Origin of the sequence: Streptococcus sp. 20925_1_24, from assembly GCF_041432335.1 — a bacterium.
Lineage (GTDB): Bacteria > Bacillota > Bacilli > Lactobacillales > Streptococcaceae > Streptococcus > Streptococcus mitis_BM.
This window is the reverse complement of sequence record NZ_JAPVZM010000012.1, coordinates 38,165-60,922: the sequence shown is the minus strand read 5'-3', so window position 1 is coordinate 60,922 and position 22,758 is coordinate 38,165. Positions and strand designations below refer to the sequence as shown.

At 41.8% G+C, this 22,758-nt stretch carries 18 protein-coding genes and 1 pseudogene; 17 read left to right on the top strand and 2 right to left on the bottom strand.

Annotated features, from left to right (window positions below):
* Positions 1–54 precede the first annotated feature (54 nt).
* Positions 55–870 (top strand): ABC transporter substrate-binding protein, encoded by an 816-nt coding sequence (locus tag O3650_RS07250; protein ID WP_261083813.1) that lies wholly within the window; start codon positions 55–57, stop codon positions 868–870.
* A 125-nt stretch (positions 871–995) separates the two neighbouring features.
* Here O3650_RS07250 and O3650_RS07245 read toward each other — a convergent pair whose 3' ends face one another.
* A complete protein-coding gene (locus tag O3650_RS07245; RefSeq protein WP_371491827.1) occupies positions 996–2,267 on the bottom strand; it encodes a PLP-dependent aminotransferase family protein in 1,272 nt (423 codons plus the stop codon).
* A 141-nt stretch (positions 2,268–2,408) separates the two neighbouring features.
* Here O3650_RS07245 and budA point away from each other — a divergent pair, with 141 nt between their 5' ends.
* From budA to alaS, 10 genes and pseudogenes are all read left to right on the top strand, one after another.
* Entirely contained in the window at positions 2,409–3,140 is a 732-nt protein-coding gene (budA, locus tag O3650_RS07240; RefSeq protein WP_000360311.1) for an acetolactate decarboxylase, read from the top strand.
* 9 nt (positions 3,141–3,149) lie between these two features.
* Complete coding sequence (locus tag O3650_RS07235; RefSeq protein ID WP_371491826.1) at positions 3,150–3,902, top strand: YhfC family intramembrane metalloprotease; 753 nt, start codon at positions 3,150–3,152, stop codon at positions 3,900–3,902.
* A gap of 111 nt (positions 3,903–4,013) precedes the next feature.
* Positions 4,014–4,919, top strand: a complete 906-nt coding sequence (gene murB, locus O3650_RS07230) for a UDP-N-acetylmuramate dehydrogenase (RefSeq protein ID WP_000116176.1) — start codon at positions 4,014–4,016, stop codon at positions 4,917–4,919.
* 159 nt (positions 4,920–5,078) lie between these two features.
* Positions 5,079–6,236, top strand: coding sequence for an ABC transporter ATP-binding protein (locus O3650_RS07225; protein WP_000742913.1), 1,158 nt, complete (start codon positions 5,079–5,081; stop codon positions 6,234–6,236).
* Positions 6,217–7,023 (top strand): ABC transporter permease, encoded by an 807-nt coding sequence (locus O3650_RS07220; protein WP_000753806.1) that lies wholly within the window; start codon positions 6,217–6,219, stop codon positions 7,021–7,023. Before O3650_RS07225 ends, O3650_RS07220 begins: the two co-directional genes overlap by 20 nt.
* Complete coding sequence (locus O3650_RS07215) at positions 7,020–7,793, top strand: ABC transporter permease (RefSeq protein ID WP_000712743.1); 774 nt, start codon at positions 7,020–7,022, stop codon at positions 7,791–7,793. The genes O3650_RS07220 and O3650_RS07215 overlap by 4 nt, the downstream gene beginning before the upstream one ends.
* Positions 7,790–8,860 carry an ABC transporter substrate-binding protein gene (locus O3650_RS07210; RefSeq protein WP_000737965.1) on the top strand — a complete coding sequence of 357 codons (1,071 nt, stop codon included), beginning with the start codon at positions 7,790–7,792 and terminating at the stop codon, positions 8,858–8,860. Before O3650_RS07215 ends, O3650_RS07210 begins: the two co-directional genes overlap by 4 nt.
* 148 nt (positions 8,861–9,008) lie before the next feature.
* Positions 9,009–9,260 (top strand): annotated as a pseudogene (locus O3650_RS07205) (hypothetical protein).
* A 274-nt stretch (positions 9,261–9,534) separates the two neighbouring features.
* On the top strand, positions 9,535–10,020 hold the full coding sequence (locus O3650_RS07200; protein WP_175880866.1) for an LURP-one-related/scramblase family protein: 486 nt from the start codon (positions 9,535–9,537) through the stop codon (positions 10,018–10,020).
* Positions 10,021–10,041: 21 nt separating this feature from the next.
* On the top strand, positions 10,042–12,660 hold the full coding sequence (gene alaS, locus O3650_RS07195) for an alanine--tRNA ligase (RefSeq protein ID WP_203175948.1): 2,619 nt from the start codon (positions 10,042–10,044) through the stop codon (positions 12,658–12,660).
* A gap of 89 nt (positions 12,661–12,749) precedes the next feature.
* Here alaS and O3650_RS07190 read toward each other — a convergent pair whose 3' ends face one another.
* The gene (locus O3650_RS07190) at positions 12,750–14,204 is read right to left on the bottom strand and encodes an alpha-amylase (protein ID WP_371491825.1); all 1,455 of its coding nucleotides are present in this window, start codon (positions 14,202–14,204) and stop codon (positions 12,750–12,752) included.
* 179 nt (positions 14,205–14,383) lie between these two features.
* Between O3650_RS07190 and O3650_RS07185 the strand changes: the two genes are divergently transcribed.
* From O3650_RS07185 to O3650_RS07160, 6 genes are all read left to right on the top strand, one after another.
* Positions 14,384–15,133 carry an ABC transporter ATP-binding protein gene (locus tag O3650_RS07185; protein ID WP_138703834.1) on the top strand — a complete coding sequence of 250 codons (750 nt, stop codon included), beginning with the start codon at positions 14,384–14,386 and terminating at the stop codon, positions 15,131–15,133.
* Positions 15,114–16,751 carry a hypothetical protein gene (locus O3650_RS07180; RefSeq protein ID WP_371491824.1) on the top strand — a complete coding sequence of 546 codons (1,638 nt, stop codon included), beginning with the start codon at positions 15,114–15,116 and terminating at the stop codon, positions 16,749–16,751. Before O3650_RS07185 ends, O3650_RS07180 begins: the two co-directional genes overlap by 20 nt.
* Positions 16,752–17,302: 551 nt before the next feature.
* The gene (locus tag O3650_RS07175; protein ID WP_033676790.1) at positions 17,303–18,232 is read left to right on the top strand and encodes a peptidase U32 family protein; all 930 of its coding nucleotides are present in this window, start codon (positions 17,303–17,305) and stop codon (positions 18,230–18,232) included.
* A 197-nt stretch (positions 18,233–18,429) separates the two neighbouring features.
* Positions 18,430–20,880, top strand: coding sequence for a bifunctional DnaQ family exonuclease/ATP-dependent helicase (locus tag O3650_RS07170; RefSeq protein WP_371491823.1), 2,451 nt, complete (start codon positions 18,430–18,432; stop codon positions 20,878–20,880).
* Positions 20,881–20,917: 37 nt separating this feature from the next.
* Positions 20,918–22,141 carry an FtsW/RodA/SpoVE family cell cycle protein gene (locus O3650_RS07165; RefSeq protein ID WP_023942870.1) on the top strand — a complete coding sequence of 408 codons (1,224 nt, stop codon included), beginning with the start codon at positions 20,918–20,920 and terminating at the stop codon, positions 22,139–22,141.
* A 10-nt stretch (positions 22,142–22,151) separates the two neighbouring features.
* Entirely contained in the window at positions 22,152–22,706 is a 555-nt protein-coding gene (locus O3650_RS07160) for a DJ-1 family glyoxalase III (RefSeq protein ID WP_023942869.1), read from the top strand.
* The last annotated feature ends 52 nt before the right edge of the window (positions 22,707–22,758 follow it).

The window sequence follows — 22,758 nt, the reverse complement described above, 5'->3', positions numbered from 1 at the left end:
AGTAACTTGGATAGCGTTATAATTATACAAAATTAACAGAGAGGTTGTTTATTTATGAAATCAAAAAAATGGATATTTGTTTTATGTAGTTTTCTTGCAAGTTTCTTCTTAGTAGCTTGCCAGTCGGGTTCTAATGGTTCTCAGTCAGCTGTTGAGGCCATTAAGCAAAAGGGGAAATTAGTTGTGGCGACTAGTCCTGACTATGCACCTTTTGAATTCCAATCCTTAGTTGACGGGAAAAATCAGGTAGTCGGTGCGGATATTGATATGGCCCAAGCTATCGCTGATGAACTTGGGGTGAAATTGGAAATCTCAAGCATGAGTTTTGACAATGTTTTGACCAGTCTTCAAACTGGGAAGGCTGACCTAGCAGTTGCAGGAATTAGTGCTACTGATGAGAGAAAAGAAGTCTTTGATTTTTCAATCCCTTACTATGAAAACAAGATTAGTTTCTTGGTTCGTAAGTCTGATGTAGAAAAATACAAGGATTTAACTAGCCTTGAAAGTGCTAATATTGCAGCTCAAAAAGGGACTGTTCCAGAGTCTATGGTCAAGGAACAATTGCCAAAAGCTCAATTGACTTCCCTAACCAATATGGGTGAAGCAGTCAATGAATTGCAGGCTGGAAAAGTAGATGCTGTTCACATGGATGAGCCTGTTGCCATTAGCTATGCTGCTAAAAACGCTGACCTAGCTGTCGCAACTGTTAGCTTGAAGATGAAGGACGGCGAAGCCAATGCAGTTGCCCTTAGAAAAAATAGTGCAGATTTGAAAGAAGTGGTGGACAAGGTCATCCAAAAACTTAAGGATGAAGGAACTTACCAAAGTTATCTTGAAAAAGCAGCAAGTCTAACAGAAGTTGAACAATAATACTCAATGAAAATCAAAGAGCAAACTAGGAAGCTAGCCGCAAGCTGTACTTGAGTACGGTAAGGCGACGCTGACGTGGTTTGAAGAGATTTTCGAAGAGTATAAGAAAAAAGCAGAGTTGGAAGTCAATCCAATTCTGTTTTTAAATAGTTTAAAACATTTTCCAGATTGTCTAAGGACACCTTGGCAAATTGATAAGGACAGGCACCCAAGTAGGCTTCTTCAAAGAAGTCCAAGCCCAGTTGACTGTGTTTGAGACTGGCAATTTTAGGGTACGGTCTCAGGTCTAGTAATAAACCATCGTGTAGAGGGAAATGAGGAAGAGGACAAGGATATTTAGCTAGTCTTTCCTCGATTTGCTGCTGGTAAGCTTCCTGATTGGCCAAGCGAGCCAGACGGTTTTTCTCAAACAGTTGACTGTCAATATAGAGTGACAGGGCCTTTTGCATGATGAGATTGCTGTCGTAGTCTAGAATATTTTTGTAGGCCACAAAGGCTTCTTTAATAGCATTTGGCAGAATGAGTGCCGTAATCCGCAGGGCTGGAAAGAGGCTGGTTGAGAAGGACTTGATGTAAATGACCCGCTCCTCTGTATCCAGATAGTGGAAGGTCTGGCCCTTTTTAGAGTCCAAATCCCCCAAATAGTCGTCCTCTACGATATAGACACCATACTTGGCAGCTAAGTCAAGAATAGCCCGTTTGTCCTGCTCTGAATAGGAGTGCCCCAGAGGATAGTGAAAACGAGGAATGGTATAGAAAAACTTAATCTTTCCTGTCTTGAAATGGCGCTCCAACTCCTCCAAGTCAATCCCATCAATGCCTCGTTCAATCGTTTGATAGTCCAGACCCTGAGCAATCAAGAGACGATTCATCCGATGGTAGGTCGGCTGTTCCACCAAGATTTTCTTGGCTCGGCTAGGAAAGGATATTTGAGAGAGAATAAACAAGGCTTGTTGGGTTCCAGAAGTCAATACCAACTGGTCTGCCTTGCAGTAGAGAGCTTGGTCAAAGAGGAGTTTATGAATGGATTGTCTTAAGTCTTCTAAACCTTTTTGATTGTCATAGTAGTTGAAGAGGTAGTTTTCCCGGCCAATCAAGGTTTCATTGATACAGAGTCGGAAATCGTCATAGGCACTGGCATGTTCATCAGTGACTTCGATTTCTAGATCCTGGTGTTGCCCTTGTTCTAGGACGTAGTAACCACTCTGGGGCTTGGCATAGAGGTATTGTTCGTGCCGTAATTCCAGCAGGGCTCGTTGGACAGTATCCTTGCTACAGTGAAAGTCAAGGCTCAGTTGACGGATAGAAGGCAGGCGGCTACCCGTCGGAAATCGTCCAGACTCGATGCCGTTTTTCAGATAGGAAACGACCTCTTGGTACTTGCTTTGTTTCTTCATTCCAGACCTCCCTTGATTTTGTTACATTGTACCTTTTTTTTTCTTTCTTGGCAATGTCTAGAGTGTTTCTCTCGTTCACATCTAGGGGCAAATGTGGTATACTTAGGAGTAACATTTATAGAATAACAGACAAGAAAGTGAATGGATAAGAACGTGCAGGAACCAGTGAAATTATTTCAATACAATACCCTCGGAGCCTTGATGGCTGGCCTTTATGGTGGTACCATGACAGTGGGAGAATTACTAGAACATGGTGATCTTGGTTTGGGAACCTTGGATTCCATTGATGGGGAATTGATTGTCTTGGATGGCAAGGCTTATCAGGCCAAAGGATCAGGAGAACAGCCAGAAATTGTGGAAGTATCACCAGATGCCCTTATTCCTTACGCAGCAGTGGTACCGCATCAGGCAGAGGTCATTTTCCGCCAGCGGTTTGAGATGACAGACAAGGAATTGGAAGAGCGAATCGAGTCTTATTATGACGGGGAAAATCTTTTCCGCTCTATCAAGATTCGGGGGGAATTTTCGCATATGCATGTGCGCATGATTCCCAAGTCGACACCAGATACCAAGTTTGCTGATGTCGCAACCCATCAACCTGAATATAGTCGCGACAATGTGGCGGGAACCATCGTTGGTTTCTGGACGCCAGAGATTTTCCATGGGGTCAGTGTGGCAGGCTATCATCTACACTTCATCTCAGATGATTTGACCTTCGGTGGGCATGTTATGGACTTTGTCATCAAGGAAGGCATTATTGAGGTGGGAGCTGTTGACCAATTGGATCAACGTTTCCCAGTCCAAGACCGTCAATATTTGTTTGCTAAGTTCAATGTTGACGAGATGAAAAAAGATATTGAAAAGGCGGAATAGGAGAAGAAAATGACCATTCATATTATCATTACCATGTTGCTGTTGCTGGCTTTCTTGATAGGGAGCATTTGGTATGCCAAAAAGAAATACCAGATTAATTTAGCTGTTTTGGGCTTGGGGGCTGTAGCCTTCTTTGTCTCTACACAGATTTTGGAAAAACTAGTGCATATCTTGGTTTTACATCCTCAAAAAGACGGTAGTATTGCCCTCTTGCAAGACCATCCGCTTGTCTATATCATCTATGGACTAGCCATGGCAGCATTTTTTGAGGAAACTGCTCGTCTTATTTTCTTCAAATGGTTGGAGAAAAAGAGAAGTTTGGAAAAGGCAGACGCCTTGGCCTATGGGTTAGGGCATGGTGGCTTGGAGTTGATTTTCCTAGGTCTTACTAGTTTGCTTAATCTCTACTTCGTTCTCTCAGCAGTTCAAACGCAGGATCCACAGGTCATGCAATTACTGTCTGAAAATATGTTGAAAACTATTCAGTCGCTATCAGTCTGGCAGATTTATTTGCTTGCTTTTGAGCGAATCTTGGCGCTAGGTTTCCAATTACTCTTGACTGTTTGGGTTTATCAAGCTGTTCGTCAGAAGAAATGGATTTATCTCCTAGCAGCTTATGGCCTACATGCCCTCTTTGACTTAGCACCATCTCTAGTCCAAGTTGGCTGGTTGACCAATCCAGTCTTGGTTGAAGTTGTCCTAGCACTTGAACTTGTTCTGGTTGCCTATGGAACCAAGGCTATCTTTTGCAAAAAATCATAAAAAGAGGGGAAACCTCTTTTTTTGTTTAAAATAAGCCCAAGATTTTTTTAGGGTCGTCAAATGGTCTTAAAAATGGTATAATGGAATGAATTTTGTAAAAGGAAGAGTGACATGTCTGTAAGAGAAAAAATGCTTGAAATCTTAGAAGGAATTGATATCCGTTTTAAGGAACCCTTGCATAGCTATAGTTATACAAAAGTAGGTGGAGAGGCCGATTATTTGGTCTTTCCACGAAATCGTTTTGAGTTGGCGCGCGTTGTTAAATTTGCCAACCAAGAAAATATTCCTTGGATGGTTCTTGGAAATGCTAGTAACATCATTGTTCGTGACGGTGGGATTCGTGGATTTGTCATCTTGTGTGACAAGCTCAATAATGTTTCTGTTGATGGCTATACTATTGAAGCAGAAGCTGGTGCTAACTTGATTGAAACAACTCGCATTGCCCTTCGTCATAGTTTGACTGGTTTTGAGTTTGCTTGTGGCATTCCAGGGAGCGTTGGTGGCGCTGTCTTTATGAATGCGGGTGCCTATGGTGGCGAGATCGCCCACATCTTGCAGTCTTGTAAGGTCTTGACCAAGGATGGAGAAATCGAGACCCTATCTGCCAAAGATTTGGCTTTTGGTTACCGCCATTCAGCCATTCAGGAGTCTGGTGCAGTTGTCTTGTCAGCTAAATTTGCCCTAGCCCCAGGAACCCATCAGGTTATCAAGCAGGAAATGGACCGCTTGACGCACCTACGTGAACTCAAGCAACCTTTGGAATATCCATCTTGTGGTTCGGTATTTAAGCGTCCAGTTGGTCATTTTGCAGGTCAATTAATTTCAGAAGCTGGCTTGAAAGGTTATCGTATCGGTGGCGTAGAAGTGTCTGAAAAGCACGCAGGATTTATGATCAATGTTGCTGACGGAACGGCCAAAGACTACGAAGACTTGATTGAGTCTGTTATCGAAAAAGTCAAGGAACACTCTGGCGTTACTCTTGAGAGAGAAGTCCGTATTTTAGGTGAAAGCAAGTAGGAAGCTGTAGTTGAAAAGCTGCTGCTATGTCATGGAAAGGGGGTGAAAGCCTATCGTTAGTGCAGAAGAATGTAGGCAGTTTAATCTCCTACACGAGGTAGTGGCGGCCTGACAGAGCCCTGATCTGTTAATCTATGAAAAAGAAGGAATAAATGACAATTGAAAAAACCAATTATTGAATTCAAAAACGTCTCTAAAGTTTTTGAAGACAGCAACACCAAGGTTCTCAAAGATATCAACTTTGAGTTGGAAGAAGGGAAATTTTATACCCTTTTAGGCGCATCTGGTTCAGGGAAATCAACCATCCTAAACATCATTGCAGGTTTACTGGATGCGACGACAGGAGATATCATGCTAGACGGTGTCCGCATCAATGATATCCCAACCAACAAGCGAGATGTGCATACGGTCTTCCAATCCTATGCCTTGTTTCCACATATGAATGTGTTTGAAAATGTTGCCTTTCCACTTCGCTTGCGTAAGATCGACAAGAAAGAAATCGAGCAGCGTGTAGCGGAAGTTCTCAAGATGGTTCAGTTGGAAGGGTATGAAAAACGTTCCATCCGCAAACTTTCTGGAGGACAACGTCAGCGTGTTGCTATCGCCCGTGCCATCATCAACCAACCCCGTGTGGTTTTGTTGGATGAGCCCTTGTCAGCGTTGGACTTGAAATTAAGAACAGACATGCAGTACGAACTGCGTGAACTGCAACAACGATTGGGAATCACCTTTGTTTTTGTTACTCACGATCAGGAAGAAGCTCTTGCCATGAGTGACTGGATTTTCGTCATGAATGATGGGGAAATCGTCCAGTCTGGAACGCCAGTAGATATCTATGATGAGCCAATCAACCACTTCGTTGCCACCTTTATCGGCGAGTCAAATATTTTGCCAGGAACCATGATTGAGGACTACTTGGTTGAGTTTAACGGCAAACGCTTCGAAGCGGTCGATGGGGGGATGAAACCAAATGAACCTGTTGAGGTTGTTATTCGTCCAGAGGACTTGCGGATTACCCTTCCTGAAGAAGGCAAGCTCCAAGTTAAGGTGGATACCCAGCTCTTCCGTGGAGTTCACTATGAAATTATCGCTTATGACGAACTTGGGAATGAATGGATGATCCACTCAACCCGTAAGGCCATCGTGGGTGAGGAAATCGGTCTGGACTTTGAGCCAGAAGACATCCACATCATGCGTCTCAACGAAACTGAAGAAGAGTTCGATGCTCGTATCGAGGAGTACGTAGAAATCGAAGAGCAAGAAGCAGGTCTGATCAATGCAATCGAGGAGGAAAGAGATGAAGAAAACAAGCTCTAAACTCTTTGTAGTGCCCTACATGCTTTGGATTGTACTCTTTGTCCTGGCACCCTTGGTCTTGATTTTTGGACAATCCTTTTTCAATATCGAAGGCCAGTTCAGTTTAGAAAATTATAAGTCCTACTTTGCGTCACAAAACTTGACCTATCTTAAAATGAGTTTCAACTCTGTACTCTATGCAGGAATTGTGACCTTTGTGACCTTGCTTATCAGCTATCCAACAGCCCTCTTTTTGACCCGTCTCAAGCACCGTCAACTCTGGCTCATGCTGATTATCCTGCCGACATGGATCAATTTGCTCCTCAAGGCCTATGCCTTTATCGGGATTTTTGGTCAAAATGGCTCTATTAACCAATTCTTGGAATTCATCGGAATTGGTTCACAGCAGTTGCTCTTTACCGATTTCTCCTTTATTTTTGTCGCAAGCTACATCGAGCTTCCCTTTATGATTTTGCCAATCTTCAATGTTTTGGACGATATGGATAACAATCTCATCAATGCCAGCTATGATCTCGGTGCGACTAAGTGGGAGACCTTCCGTCATGTCATCTTCCCTCTGTCTATGAACGGAGTGAGAAGTGGGGTCCAGTCTGTCTTTATCCCCAGCTTGAGTCTCTTCATGCTGACCCGTTTGATTGGTGGGAACCGCGTTATCACCTTGGGGACGGCCATTGAGCAGAACTTCCTGACAAATGACAACTACGGTATGGGTTCTACCATCGGTGTGATTCTCATCCTGACCATGTTCATCACCATGTGGGTGACCAAGGAAAGGAGAGAACGATGAAAAAATTTGCCAACCTTTACCTAGGACTGGTCTTTCTTGTCCTCTACCTGCCGATTTTTTACTTGATTGGCTATGCCTTTAATGCAGGCAACGACATGAATAGCTTTACAGGCTTTAGCATGAGCCATTTTAAAACCATGTTTGGCGATGGTCGCCTCATGTTGATTGTGACTCAGACCTTTTTCTTGGCCTTCCTGTCAGCCTTGATTGCGACCATTATCGGGACTTTTGGTGCCATTTACATCTACCAGTCTCGTAAGAAATACCAAGAAGCCTTTCTATCACTCAATAATATCCTCATGGTTGCGCCTGATGTTATGATTGGTGCTAGCTTCTTGATTCTCTTTACCCAACTCAAGTTTTCACTTGGCTTTTTGACAGTTCTTTCTAGTCACGTAGCCTTCTCCATTCCTATCGTGGTTTTGATGGTCTTGCCTCGACTCAAGGAAATGAACGGTGACATGATTCATGCGGCCTATGACCTTGGTGCCAGTCAATTTCAGATGTTTAAGGAAATCATGCTTCCTTACCTGACTCCGTCTATCATTGCAGGTTATTTCATGGCCTTCACCTATTCGCTAGATGACTTTGCCGTGACCTTCTTCGTAACGGGAAATGGCTTTTCAACCCTGTCAGTCGAAATTTACTCTCGTGCTCGTAAAGGGATTTCGCTTGAAATCAATGCCCTGTCTGCCCTTGTCTTTCTCTTTAGTATTATCCTAGTTGTTGGATATTACTTTATCTCACGTGAGAAGGAGGAGCAAGCATGAAAAAACTCTATTCATTTTTAGCAGGAATTGTAGCCATTATCCTCGTCTTATGGGGAATTGCGACGCATTTAGATAGTAAAATCAATAGCCGAGATAGTCAAAAACTGGTTATCTACAACTGGGGGGACTATATTGATCCTGAACTCCTGACTCAGTTCACAGAAGAAACAGGCATCCAAGTCCAGTACGAGACTTTTGACTCCAATGAAGCCATGTATACTAAGATCAAGCAGGGTGGAACGACCTACGATATTGCCATCCCTAGTGAATACATGATCAACAAGATGAAGGACGAAGACCTCTTGGTACCGCTTGACTATTCAAAACTTGAAGGTCTTGAAAATATCGGACCAGAGTTCCTCAACCAGTCCTTTGATCCAGGCAATAAATTCTCCATTCCTTACTTCTGGGGAACCTTGGGAATTGTCTACAATGAAACCATGGTAGAGGAAGCGCCTGAGCATTGGGATGATCTCTGGAAGCCAGAGTATAAGAACTCTATCATGCTTTTTGATGGGGCGCGTGAGGTGCTGGGTCTGGGGCTCAATTCCCTCGGCTACAGCCTTAACTCTAAAAATCAACAGCAGTTGGAAGAGACAGTAGATAAGCTCTATAAACTGACTCCAAATATCAAGGCTATTGTGGCGGACGAGATGAAGGGATACATGATTCAGAACAACGCTGCTATCGGCGTGACCTTCTCTGGTGAAGCCAGCCAAATGCTGGAGAAAAATGAAAATCTACGCTATGTGGTACCGACTGAGGCCAGCAACCTTTGGTTTGACAACATGGTCATTCCCAAAACAGTCAAAAACCAAGATGCAGCCTATGCCTTTATCAACTTTATGTTGAAACCTGAAAATGCTCTTAAAAATGCGGAGTATGTCGGCTATTCAACACCAAACCTACCAGCTAAGGAACTGCTCCCAGAGGAGAAAAAAGAAGATAAAGCCTTCTATCCAGATGCTGAAACTATGAAACACCTAGAAGTTTATGAGAAATTTGACCATAAATGGACAGGTAAATATAGCGACCTCTTCCTACAGTTTAAAATGTATCGGAAGTAGGAGTTAGAAGTCATAAAACGAATCAGTCAAGCTGGTTCGTTTTTTAATAGAAGTCAGTTTTTACAGCCATATCTTTTTCTATTCTAGTTGCTTATTTGCTTGCCCAGTAGTATACTAAGCTTAACCTTACAGAAAGCGGCAACAAATAATAAAAATGTCTACTTTTTTCAAAAAAAGTTTTTGGTCAACCTTTTTGACTTTTAATCAAACAGCTATACTATTCCATTTAAAGGATGGTTTGGATTGACAATACCTAACAACTGAGTCTATATATTTGGTGATAGGAAACTTTATATTTGCAAATATTTGCGTAGCTATATTTAGCAATTCGAAACTTTGGGATAAAAGTTGGGATAAAAAGAGTGATGGCAGTAAGAAAAAATATATTCTGAAAGAGTAATCAAAGATACAGGAAATTGGTCTGATTCAATGGAGATGATTTCCAGTTGACGCAAGCTTAAAAAAACGTTATAATAAGAAAGTTGAGAATTGATTTTCAGTTGTCTTAGTCCAGAGAAATGGCGGTGCTGCGAGCCATCTAAGCTAGAAAATCATGCTACTCAATCATACAATTGCATAAGAACAAGAGAATGACAAGTTCATTGAATGAAGGTGGTACCGCGGTTTTTCGCCCTTCGTGATATGAGCTTGTCTTTTGATTTTTGGAGGTGTTGATGAAAACATTTCTTGTCAAACAAAAGTTTCGTCTTGGAGGCGAACGCTTCGCTATCAAGGATGACAGGGGAGAAATCGCCTATCAGGTAGAGGGATCATTTTTTAAGATTCCCAAAACTTTTACCATCTATGATGCTAATGGTGAACAAGTCAGTCAGATCAGTAAAGAAATCTTGACCTTGCTTCCTCGTTTTGAAATTCAACTTCAGGATGGCTCGAGTTTTGTCATTCGCAAGAAGTTGACCTTCTGGCGAGATAAGTATGAGTTTGATAATCTAGGTCTTCGTATCGAGGGCAATATCTGGGATTTGAATTTCAAATTGCTGGATGATCGCGATCAGCTGATTGCGGAAATTAAGAAGGAACTCTTCCATCTGACCTCTACCTATACCGTAACGGTTCTTGAGGACGCTTATGCAGACCTAGTCATTTCCCTCTGTGTCGCGATTGACTATGTGGAAATGCTGGAAAGCCAATCACATTAAACAAGTAAATAAGGAGATAATATGAAACAACTATCTAGTGCACAAGTACGCCAAATGTGGCTTGATTTCTGGGCGACCAAAGGTCACTCAGTAGAACCATCAGTGAGCTTGGTTCCTGTAAATGACCCAACTCTTTTGTGGATCAACTCTGGGGTAGCAACCCTTAAGAAATACTTTGACGGGACTATTATCCCTGAAAATCCACGTATTACCAATGCCCAAAAGGCTATCCGTACCAACGATATTGAAAACGTAGGGAAGACTGCTCGTCACCATACCATGTTTGAAATGTTGGGGAACTTCTCTATCGGGGATTACTTCCGTGATGAAGCTATCACTTGGGCTTATGAGCTTTTGACAAGCCCAGAATGGTTTGATTTCCCTGCTGAAAAACTTTATATGACCTACTATCCAGATGATAAAGATTCTTACAACCGCTGGATTGAAGTAGGAGTGGACCCAAGTCACTTGATCCCGATCGAAGACAACTTCTGGGAAATCGGTGCAGGACCTTCTGGACCAGATACAGAAATCTTCTTTGACCGTGGAGAAGCTTTTGACCCAGAAAATATCGGTCTTCGCCTTCTTGCAGAAGATATTGAAAACGACCGCTATATCGAAATCTGGAACATCGTTTTGTCACAATTTAATGCAGACCCTACTGTTCCTCGTAGCGAATACAAGGAATTGCCACACAAGAACATTGATACGGGCGCAGGTTTGGAGCGTTTGGTGGCAGTTATCCAAGGGGCTAAGACTAACTTTGAAACAGACCTCTTCATGCCAATCATTCGTGAAGTGGAGAAATTGTCTGGTAAGGTTTATGACCAAGATGGCGATAACATGAGCTTTAAGGTTATCGCTGACCACATTCGTTCTTTGTCATTTGCCATCGGTGATGGTGCTCTTCCTGGAAATGAAGGACGTGGTTATGTCCTTCGCCGTCTTCTCCGTCGTGCTTCTATGCATGGTCAAAAATTGGGTATCAACGAGCCTTTCCTTTACAAACTCGTTCCAACTGTTGGTAAAATCATGGAAAGCTACTACCCAGAAGTACTTGAAAAACGTGACTTTATCGAAAAAATCGTTAAGAGCGAAGAAGAATCATTTGCTCGTACCCTTCACTCTGGTCAACACTTTGCCCAAGGCATCGTAGCTGACTTGAAAGAAAAAGGTCAATCTGTCATTGCTGGTCAAGATGTCTTTAAACTCTATGACACTTATGGATTCCCAGTTGAATTGACTGAAGAAATCGCTGAAGAAGCTGGTATGACTGTAGACCGTGAAGGTTTTGAAGCAGCCATGAAAGAACAGCAAGAGCGCGCGCGTGCCTCAGCTGTCAAGGGTGGCTCAATGGGTATGCAAAATGAAACCCTTCAAAACATCACTGTAGAAAGTGTCTTCAACTACAATGCTAGCCAATTGTCTTCTAAATTGGTAGCTATCGTGGCTGACAATGCAGAAGTAGAAGCTGTATCAGAAGGAACTGCCTCTCTTATCTTTGCGGAAACGCCATTCTACGCTGAAATGGGTGGACAGGTCGCTGACCACGGACAAATCTTGGATGAGTCAGGTAAGGTTGTGGCTACTGTGACAAATGTTCAAAAAGCACCAAACGGACAAGCCCTTCACACTGTTGATGTTCTTACACCGCTTGCCTTGAACCAAGAATATACGCTGGCAATCGATACCAATCGTCGTCACCGTATCATGAAAAACCACACTGCGACTCACTTGCTTCACGCTGCCCTTCATAATATTCTTGGAAACCATGCGACACAAGCAGGATCTCTTAACGAAGTCGAATTCCTTCGTTTTGACTTTACCCACTTCCAAGCTGTGACTGCTGAAGAATTGCGTGCGATTGAACAGCAAGTCAACGAGAAAATCTGGGAAGCTCTTGAAGTGAAGACAGTTGAAACGGATATTGACACTGCCAAAGAAATGGGAGCTATGGCCCTCTTTGGTGAGAAATACGGCAAGGAAGTTCGTGTTGTTACTATCGGTGACTACTCTATCGAGCTTTGTGGTGGTACCCACGTTGGCAACACTTCTGAAATTGGTCTCTTCAAGATTGTCAAAGAAGAAGGGATCGGATCAGGAACTCGCCGTATCTTGGCAGTGACTGGTAAGGAAGCCTTTGAAGCCTACCGTGAACAAGAGGACGCTCTTAAAGCTGTTGCAGCAACCTTGAAAGCACCTCAACTTAAAGAAGTACCTCACAAGGTAGAAGGACTTCAAGAACAACTTCGTCAATTGCAAAAAGAAAATGCTGAGTTGAAAGAAAAAGCCGCAGCTGCAGCCGCAGGCGACATCTTCAAGGATGTGAAGGAAGTCAATGGTCACCGTTACATTGCTAGTCAAGTTTCTGTATCAGATGCAGGTGCCCTTCGTACTTTTGCAGATAACTGGAAACAAAAAGACTACTCTGATCTTCTTGTCCTAGTTGCCGCTATCGGTGACAAAGTCAATGTCCTTGTAGCAAGCAAGACAAAAGACCTTCATGCAGGAAACCTTGTCAAAGAATTGGCACCAATCGTCGATGGACGTGGTGGTGGTAAACCAGACATGGCCATGGCAGGAGGAAGCAATCAAGCTAAAATCCAAGAATTGTTGGATGCAGTAGCAGGTAAATTGTAATCAAGTAAAGATCTATCCATTTGGGTAGGTCTTTTTGTGAATGCAAAAAAGCCAAATCTGATTGGATCTGACTTTATAATCATTGGCTATTAGATTGTCTTGGCTGCCCAGACACTTACCGAAGCAGCTGAGACTGGGAATTGTCCATAACCTTCCTCATCAATTGTAATTTGACCTTGGTGGTTTTCAAGTAAATCTACAAAGGTTTGGTTAGCCCATTCTTGGCCGACAAACATTGACTTGCTGTTTTCTTGGTTATTTGAGATAAGGACTGCAATTGGGGATTGATGTTCAGTACCTGAACGTACCCAACCGATACAGTTAGGGTCATCAAAGTAGTCATTTTGTTCTCCATAGGCCAAATCTTTTCGGATAGCTAGGAGGCAGTCAAGGACTTCTTTGAAATCTTGTTGAGCATACTGCCCTGAAATACCATAGTAGTCTCCGTAAAAGACACATGGAAGGCCATTTTGGCGTAACAGAATGAGGGCATAGGCCGCTGGTTTGAACCATTCTTCAACAGTAGACTCAAGAGCCTGACCTCGTTGGGTATCGTGGTTGTCGACAAAAGTCACAGCCTTGTCAGGCTTGAGTTCAACCAGGCTATCTGTGAAAATGCCACGAAGGTCATAGTTGGAACCTGCTCGGCTAGCATCAAAGAGATTCTGATGGAGACGAACATCGACAAGGTCAAAGCGTTCTTCCGTTTTTTCAAGATAGTCTAGATTGGCTTCCTTATCGGGATTCCAAAATTCACCAAAAACATAGAAATCCTCACCGTATTTTTCCTTCATATCGCGGATAAAATTGCTCATGAAGAAAGAGTCAATGTGCTTAACGGCATCCAAACGGAAACCAGCAATACCAGTCGTCTCCATGAACCAGTCTGCCCAGTCGTAGATATTTTTGATAACTTCAGGATGTTTAAAGTCTAGGTCGGCATACATGAGGTAGTCATAGTTACCGTTTTCGTTATCGACCAATTCCTCGTTGGCCCAGCCCTTATTGTCCCCTTGGATCAGATAAATCCCAGACTTACGGCGTTTGGCATCGTAGTCTGTACCTGTGAAGTGATACCAGTGCCAGTGGAAGTCATTGTAAGTATCTTGGCGACCATCGAAGGTAAAGCTAGTCCAGCCATTGATGGTGAAGGGTTCCCCAAGTTCAACTGTACGGTCTACAGGATCCACTTCAATAACCTGAAAGGCTTCCATGTGATCGGCTGCAGCCTTGTGGTTGAGCACCACATCGGCCATAGGTTGAATTCCCTGTGCTTTTAGGGCTTGAATAGCTTGAAGATAGTCTTCTTTGAAACCATACTTGGTGCGGACAGTCCCTTTTTGGTTAAACTCTCCTAGGTCGAATAAGTCATAGACCCCATAGCCGACATCTTTTTCATTGGTTGCCTTAAAAGCTGGTGGCATCCAGACGTGGCTAATCCCCAGATCAGCTAGGTGTGGAGCATCTTCAGCCAGACGCGTCCAGTGCTGACCGTCGTGGGGCAGATACCATTCAAAGTATTGCATGAGTGTTTGATTTTTCATTGTTTTTCCTCTTACTTGTCAATCTTGTTCTTTATTCTATCATAAAGTATTGGTTAGCGCCAACGTTTGCATAAGATAGAAGGAAACTATTTTAACTACTTAAAATAAAGTATTGATTTTTTTTGTATCAAAGTGCTAGTATAATAGTATGTAATATAGATAAAGATAGGAGTCATCCCATGATTGAATTTCAAAATGTTAGTAAGTTGTATGGTGATAAAGAGGCTTTGAGCAATCTCAATTTGCAGATTGAAAATGGGGAGATTATGGGCTTGATTGGCCATAATGGGGCTGGAAAATCGACCACTATAAAATCTTTAGTCAGTATCATTTCACCCAGCAGTGGTCGTATTTTGGTAGACGGTCAGGATTTATCGGAAAATCGCTTGGCGATCAAACGAAAGATTGGCTACGTTGCAGACTCGCCTGACTTATTTTTACGTTTAACGGCCAATGAATTTTGGGAATTGATCGCCTCATCCTATGATTTGACTAGCTCTGACTTGGAGGCTAGTCTAGCTAGGCTATTGAGTGTTTTTGATTTTGCTGAAAATCGTTATCAGGTTATTGAAACCCTTTCTCACGGAATGCGTCAGAAAGTCTTTGTCATCGGAGCACTCTTGTCTGATCCTGATATTTGGGTTTTGGACGAACCTTTGACTGGTTTGGATCCCCAGGCTGCCTTTGATTTGAAGCAAATGATGAAGGAGCATGCGCAAAAAGGCAAGACGGTCTTGTTTTCAACCCATGTCCTTGAGGTAGCCGAGCAAGTCTGTGATCGGATTGCCATTTTAAAAAAGGGACATTTGATTTATTGTGGTAGCGTAGAGGACTTGAGAAAAGACCACCCAGACCAGTCTTTGGAAAGTATCTATCTTAGCCTTGCCGGTAGAAAAGAGGAGGTTTCAGATGCGTCTCAAGGTCATTAAAAAATTAGTTGATATCAATATCCTCTATTCATCTCAAGAAGCTAATCTGGCTAACCTACGAAAGAAGCAGGCTAAGAATCCTGGGAAAAAAGTAAATGTTTCCGCTAGAGTCCTAAGTTCTTACATTTTTTCTAGTCTCTTGATGCTTTTCATGTTTATAAATATAGCCTTTCGTTTTCCTTTTGAGGAAATGCCAAGTTTTTTTAGTACCATGGTTGCTATTTTACTGGTGCTTGCCTTTTCAACTTCTTTCACTGCATTTTACAATGTCTTTTATGAGAGTAAGGACTTGGCATCGTATAGGCCCTATGCCTTTAAAGAATCAGAGATTATAATTGCTAAAGGACTGTCTGTTCTCTTGCCAGCTCTAGCTGGAATTGTACCAATCCTAGCTTATTTTCTAGTCCTCTATATTAGGCTAGCTCCTTCTCTTTGGCTGGGCTTGCCTTTGATGTTGCTGTCCTTGGCCTTATTATTTGTCTCTGTTACTTTAGTGATGGTAGTGGCAGTACATTTCTTGGCTCAGACTAGGGTCTTCAGAAAGTATCAGTCTATTTTTTCGAATGTGATGATTGGGATAGGGGTTCTCATACCTTTAATATTTGTCCTCTTTCTACAGTCGACTTTTGGAAGTATTGTTGACAAAGTTAGAGACATTCCATTTCTCCTTTATCCTCTTCATATCTTTTACAAAATAGCAGTGGAGCCTTTTTCGACAGAAGCCATACTGGGTCTGTTAGCTTGGATAGCTTTAACTGTTTTCTTGCTTTACCTGACCAAAAAGAAGGTTCTTCCTCATTTTTATGACGTGATTCTGCTTAACAGTGAGGAGAAGGTCAAGAAAGAACGTCGCAATAAGGAGAGAATTTCAACTACTAATAAAAAGGGCTTTTTCCGTATGGTTTTACGCTACCACCTCACCCTCTTGGGACAGGGAACTGGCGTGATTACAGTGCTTTTTACAAGTGCTTTTCTTCCTTATCTCATGATGATTGGTCTGATTTCCAAAATCCGAGATTCTCAGATAGTTCCAGACATTCATCCTCCATACTGGTTACCCTTGTTTTTTATAGCTCTCTTTATAGCAGTTGTCAATAACAATATCACCAGCCTGCATTCAATTGCCTTGTCCTTGGAGAGGGAAAATGTTGATTTTCTTAAGAGTTTACCCTTTGACTTTGCTCGTTATGTGAAAGTGAAATTTTGGATTATATTTGCTGTCCAGTCCTTTTTACCAGTTCTGACTTTACTTGGTCTTTCTCTATATCTAGGCTTACCCATCCTTTCGATGATTTATCTCCTTGTGGCATGGATCCTTGCCAGTGTCATCCTTTCTTGCCACCATTACCTTAAGGACGTGAAAAATTTGTCAACCAATTGGAGTAACATTACGGACCTGGTGAACCGTTCAAATCGTATAGTAGCAATTGTTTTGATTTTTATTTATAGTGCAATCTTAATGGCCCTTGTAATAGGGAGCTTATTCTTGGTTCGGTCTCTCTCTTCTATCCTTGCCATCAGCTTGGGAGTAGGTGCTCTTATCCTTCTGCTTGGTCTTGCTATTTTTGGCTATCATTACTACCTGTCACGCATATTGACAGAAATAGAAAAAAGATGAGATAGTTGGTCGCTTGCTTGATACATTTTATAAAAAGAAATGAAGCTGAGCAAAAAACCACTTCTAACTAGCAAAAAAACGAGCATTTCCGTAGTTGGATATACTCGTTTTTCTATGCCATTTTTCTTATCATAAGAACAAAACGACTAGAAATTTTTAACAATGTATAAATCCTATAGCATCAATTGCTTAAATTTGGTACTAGATTTTATCTATGATGTTTTGAAGATTAATGGAGCTTGAGATGTTTGCTATTTATGGATAGTGTACAAAGTAAATTGTTACTGGCGAACTCTCTTATACTTCCGGGTCTACCTTTATCTAGTTATTCTTATAAAAATCTGTTTTATACTCAATGCAAAACAAAGAGCAAACTAGGAAGCTATCCTCAGGTTGCTCAAAGCACCGCTTTGAGGTTGCAGATAAAGCTGACGTGGTTTGAAGAGTATTAGACTAAATCCCACTTTGAGAAGTTAGCCTGAAATAATTCCTATTTGTAAAACTCTGATAAGTCTTGGCTGATTTTGGAGAAATGTGGTATAATTTTTCTTATGGAAAAGATTATCATTACAGCAACTGCTGAAAGTATTGAACAAGTTGAACAACTACTCGAAGCTGGCGTAGACCGTATCTATGTCGGTGAGAAAGATTTTGGCCTTCGTCTGCCAACAACCTTTAGTCATGACCAATTGCGTGAAATCGCTAAGCTGGTTCATGATGCTGGTAAGGAATTGATTGTTGCAGTCAATGCCCTCATGCACCAAGATATGATGGACCATATCAAGCCTTTCCTGGACTTCTTGGAAGAAATCAAGACAGATTACATTACAATTGGGGATGCAGGTGTCTTTTATGTGGTCAATCGCGATGGTTATTCCTTTAAAACCATCTACGATGCATCAACCATGGTGACAAGCAGTCGTCAGATCAACTTCTGGGGACAAAAGGCTGGCGCATCTGAGGCTGTTTTGGCGCGTGAAATTCCATCAGCTGAACTCTTCAAAATGCCAGAGATTTTGGAAATTCCTGCTGAAGTTTTGGTTTACGGTGCTAGTGTCATCCATCATTCTAAACGTCCACTCTTGCAAAACTACTATAACTTTACGCACATCGATGATGAAAAGACGCGCAAGCGTGACCTCTTCTTGGCTGAGCCAAGTGACCCAGAGAGTCACTATTCCATTTTTGAAGACAATCATGGTACTCACATCTTTGCCAATAACGACCTTGATTTGATGACCAAATTGACAGAATTGGTGGAGCATGGTTTCACTCACTGGAAACTAGAAGGTCTCTACACTCCTGGTCAGAACTTTGTTGAGATTGCAAAACTCTTTATCCAAGCGCGTAGCTTGATTCAAGAGGGAAACTTTAGCCATGACCAAGCCTTCTTGCTGGATGAAGAAGTTCGTAAACTTCACCCTAAAAACCGATTCCTTGATACAGGATTCTATGACTACGATCCTGATATGGTTAAATAAAGTAAATGATTCATTGAGAGAAGGAAAATTTAAAATTTCTTCTCTCAATTTTTCTTGTTTCCTCACCATTTTCAAAAATCAGCAGGCTAGGATGCTCGACTTACTGAGATTTTTAAGAAAAGTAACCTTCTTGAGTTTGAAAATTATCCCATGTTTGCAGGTGCCAAATGACCCTTTTTTTGGTATAATTTTTTATAATGAAAACGATTGGTAATCGCTATGTTGTGGTTGATTTAGAGGCAACTAGCACAGGTAGTAAGGCTAAAATTATCCAAGTGGGAATTGTCGTGATTGAGGACGGAAAAATCGTCGATCACTATTCGACGGATGTCAATCCACACGAACCTCTGGATGCTCATATTAAAGAATTGACAGGGCTAACTGACCAACGTCTGGCGCAAGCACCTGATTTTTCGCAAGTTGCTAGAAAAATCTTTGACTTGGTGGAGGATGGGATTTTTGTAGCCCATAATGTTCAGTTTGATGCTAATCTCTTGGCGGAAAATTTATTTTTTGAAGGTTATGAGCTAAGAAATCCTCGTGTTGATACGGTTGAATTGGCACAAGTCTTTTTCCCTGAACTGGAAAAATATAGTTTACCGATTTTGTGTCAGGAATTAGGAATTCCTCTAAAACACGCCCACACAGCCCTTTCAGATGCCCAAGCTACTGCGGAATTACTCCTTTTTCTACGAGAAAAGATGGCTCAGCTTCCGAAAGGTCTTTTGGAACGCCTGTTGGAAATGGCTGACGCCCTCCTATATGAGTCCTACCTGGTTATTGAAGAAATTTATCGAAGTCAATCCATCCTGAGTTCTCCAGACTTGGTCGAAGTTCAAGGACTATATTTCAAGAAAACTACAGCTCCCCTGGAGTCACGAAAACTATCTCAAGATTTTTCTAAAAACATTTCTCTATTGAACCTTGAAGTGAGGGAGGAGCAGGAACGTTTTGCTAAAGAGGTCGGCTTGCTATTGAAGGAGGAGCCTGTATCTCTGATTCAAGCACCGACAGGGATTGGGAAAACCTATGGCTATCTCTTACCCGCTTTGTCCCAAGTGGAAAACCGTCAGATTGTCCTTAGCGTTCCGACAAAGATTCTTCAAAATCAAATAATGGAAGAAGAAGGTAAACGTCTCAAGGAAGTATTCCGTACAGATATTCATTCTTTAAAGGGGCCACAAAATTACCTGAAGTTGGATGCCTTTTATCGTTCCTTGCAGGAAAATGATGAAAATCGCTTATTTAGACGCTTTAAAATGCAACTCTTGGTCTGGTTGACAGAGACAGAGACAGGAGATTTGGATGAAATTGGGCAACTCTACCGTTACCAACATTTTCTGACAGATCTTCGTCATGACGGGAATTTATCATCAAAGAGCTTATTTGTGACGGAAGATTTTTGGAAACGTAGTCAAGAAAAGGCACAAACCTGCAAGCTTTTAGTGACCAATCATGCCTATCTTGTAACCAGACTTGAAGATAATCCTGAATTTGTCAGTGACCGTTTATTGATTATTGATGAAGTTCAAAAGATCTTGTTAGCTCTAGAAAATCTGCTTCAAGAGACCTACGATATCCAGTCTATTATCGATTTGCTTGATAAGGCTTTACTGGAGGAGCAAAATAAGGTTCAGCAACGAATACTAGAAAGTATTCGCTTTGAGTGCCTCTACTTGATAGAACAATTTCAGTCTGGCAAATCTATGAAAAATATCTTAGATTCTCTTGCCAATCTCCATCAGTATTTTTTAGAATTAGAGTTAGAAGGCTTTGGGGAGTTGGTCCGCTATTTTACAGCTGACCGAGATTACTGGCTTGAAGCAACTGAAACGAGTCAAAAGAAAATTAAGATTTCTTCTACGAAATCAGGCCGTATTCTTCTATCTTCCTTAGTGCCTGATTCATGCCAAGTCTTAGGAGTGTCGGCCACTCTTGAGATTAGTCAAAGAGTTTCTTTGGCAGACCTGTTAGGTTATCCTGAAGCTAAATTTGTTAAGATTGAAGCTTGTAAAACACAGGATCAAGAAGTGGTCTTGGTCAAAGATTTTCCCCTGGTGACAGAAACCTCCTTAGAAGTCTATGCCCAAGAGGTAGCTGATTTGCTGATGGATGTTCAAGATTTTCAGCAACCGATTTTAGTTCTCTTTACTGCCAAAGACCTGCTTCTGGCAGTATCAAATTTACTCCCTGTAAGTCATTTAGCCCAGTATAAAAATGGCGATGTTCATCAACTGAAGAAACGCTTTGAAAAAGGAGAACAGCAAATCCTGCTTGGTGCAGCAAGTTTCTGGGAGGGAGTTGATTTTTCAAGTCATCCTTTTGTGATTCAAGTTGTACCAAGACTTCCTTTCCAAAATCCTCAAGAACCCTTGACGAAAAAGATCAATCAGGAACTGAATCAAGAAGGGAAAAATGCCTTTTATGACTATCAATTGCCAATGGCCATTATTCGTTTAAAACAGGCTTTGGGAAGAAGTATGAGACGTGAACACCAACGTTCCTTAACCCTCATTCTGGATAGAAGAATCGTCGGAAAACGATACGGCAAACAGATAGTAGCATCTCTAGCAAAAGAAGCGACTGTTAAAACCGTCTCTCGATCCGAAGTTGATGAGGCTGTTGATAAATTTTTAAATGAACTTTGAATAAATAGTATTGTATGAAAGTATAAGGTTAGTGTATATGAAACGTTCTCTCGACTCAAGAGTCGATTATAGTTTGCTATTGCCAGTATTTTTTCTACTGGTTATTGGCGTGGTGGCTATCTATATAGCTGTTAGTCATGATTATCCAAACAATATTCTGCCCATTTTAGGGCAGCAGGTCGCATGGATTGCCTTGGGGCTTGTGATTGGTTTTGTGGTCATGCTCTTTAATACAGAATTTCTTTGGAAAGTGACCCCTTTTCTATATATGTTAGGTTTGGGACTCATGGTCTTGCCGATCGTCTTTTATAATCCAAGCCTAGTTGCATCAACGGGTGCCAAAAACTGGGTATCAATAAATGGAATTACCCTCTTCCAACCATCAGAATTTATGAAGATATCCTATATCCTCATGTTGGCCCGTGTCATTGTCCAATTTACAAAGAAACATAAGGAATGGCAACGTACAGTTCCGCTGGACTTTTTATTAATTTTTTGGATGATTGTCTTTACCATTCCAGTCCTAGTTCTTTTGGCACTTCAAAGTGACTTGGGGACGGCTTTGGTTTTTGTAGCCATTTTCTCAGGAATCGTCTTACTATCAGGAGTTTCTTGGAAAATTATTATTCCAGTATTTGTGACTGCTGTAACAGGAGTTGCTGGTTTCTTAGCCATTTTTATCAGTAAGGGCGGTCGTGCTTTTCTCCATCAATTGGGGATGCCGACCTACCAAATCAATCGTATCTTGGCATGGCTCAATCCATTTGACTTTGCCCAAACAACCACTTACCAGCAGGCTCAAGGACAAATCGCCATTGGGAGCGGTGGATTATTTGGTCAAGGTTTTAATGCTTCTAATCTGCTTATTCCAGTTAGAGAGTCGGATATGATTTTCACGGTCATTGCAGAAGATTTTGGCTTTATTGGCTCTGTCCTTGTTATCGCCCTTTATCTCATGCTGATTTACCGTATGTTGAAGATTACTCTTAGATCAAATAACCAGTTCTACACCTATATTTCTACAGGTTTGATTATGATGTTGCTCTTCCACATTTTTGAAAATATCGGCGCTGTGACGGGCTTGCTTCCTTTGACTGGGATTCCCTTGCCTTTTATTTCGCAAGGAGGATCGGCTATTATCAGTAACTTGATTGGTGTTGGCTTGCTTTTATCGATGAGTTACCAGACAAACCTAGCTGAAGAAAAGAGTGGAAAAGTCCGATTCAAGCGGAAAAAGGTTGTATTAAAACAAATCAAATAAGGAGAAAATCATGGTTAAAGTAGCAGTTATGTTGGCTCAGGGCTTTGAAGAAATTGAAGCTTTGACAGTTGTGGATGTTTTGCGTCGTGCCAATATTACTTGTGATATGGTAGGATTTGAAGAGCAAGTGACAGGTTCGCATGCAATCCAAGTAAGAGCAGATCGTGTCTTTGATGGTGATTTATCAGACTATGACATGATTGTCCTTCCTGGCGGGATGCCTGGTTCTGCACATTTGCGTGACAATCAGGCCTTAATTCAAGAATTGCAAAATTTCGAGCAAGAAGGGAAGAAACTGGCAGCTATTTGTGCGGCGCCAATTGCCCTCAATCAGGCAGGGCTATTGAAAAACAAGCAGTACACTTGTTATGACGGCGTTCAAGAGCAAATCTTTGATGGTCAATATGTCAAGGAAACAGTAGTGGTAGATGGTCATTTGACAACCAGTCGAGGCCCCTCAACAGCCCTTGCCTTTGCCTACGAGTTGGTGGACCAACTAGGAGGAGACGCAGAGACTTTACGAACAGGAATGCTCTATCGAGATGTCTTTGGTAAAAATCAATAAAACGGGAGTTACCCTCTCGTTTTTTTATGTGGAAAACTCAGGGAAATCATCG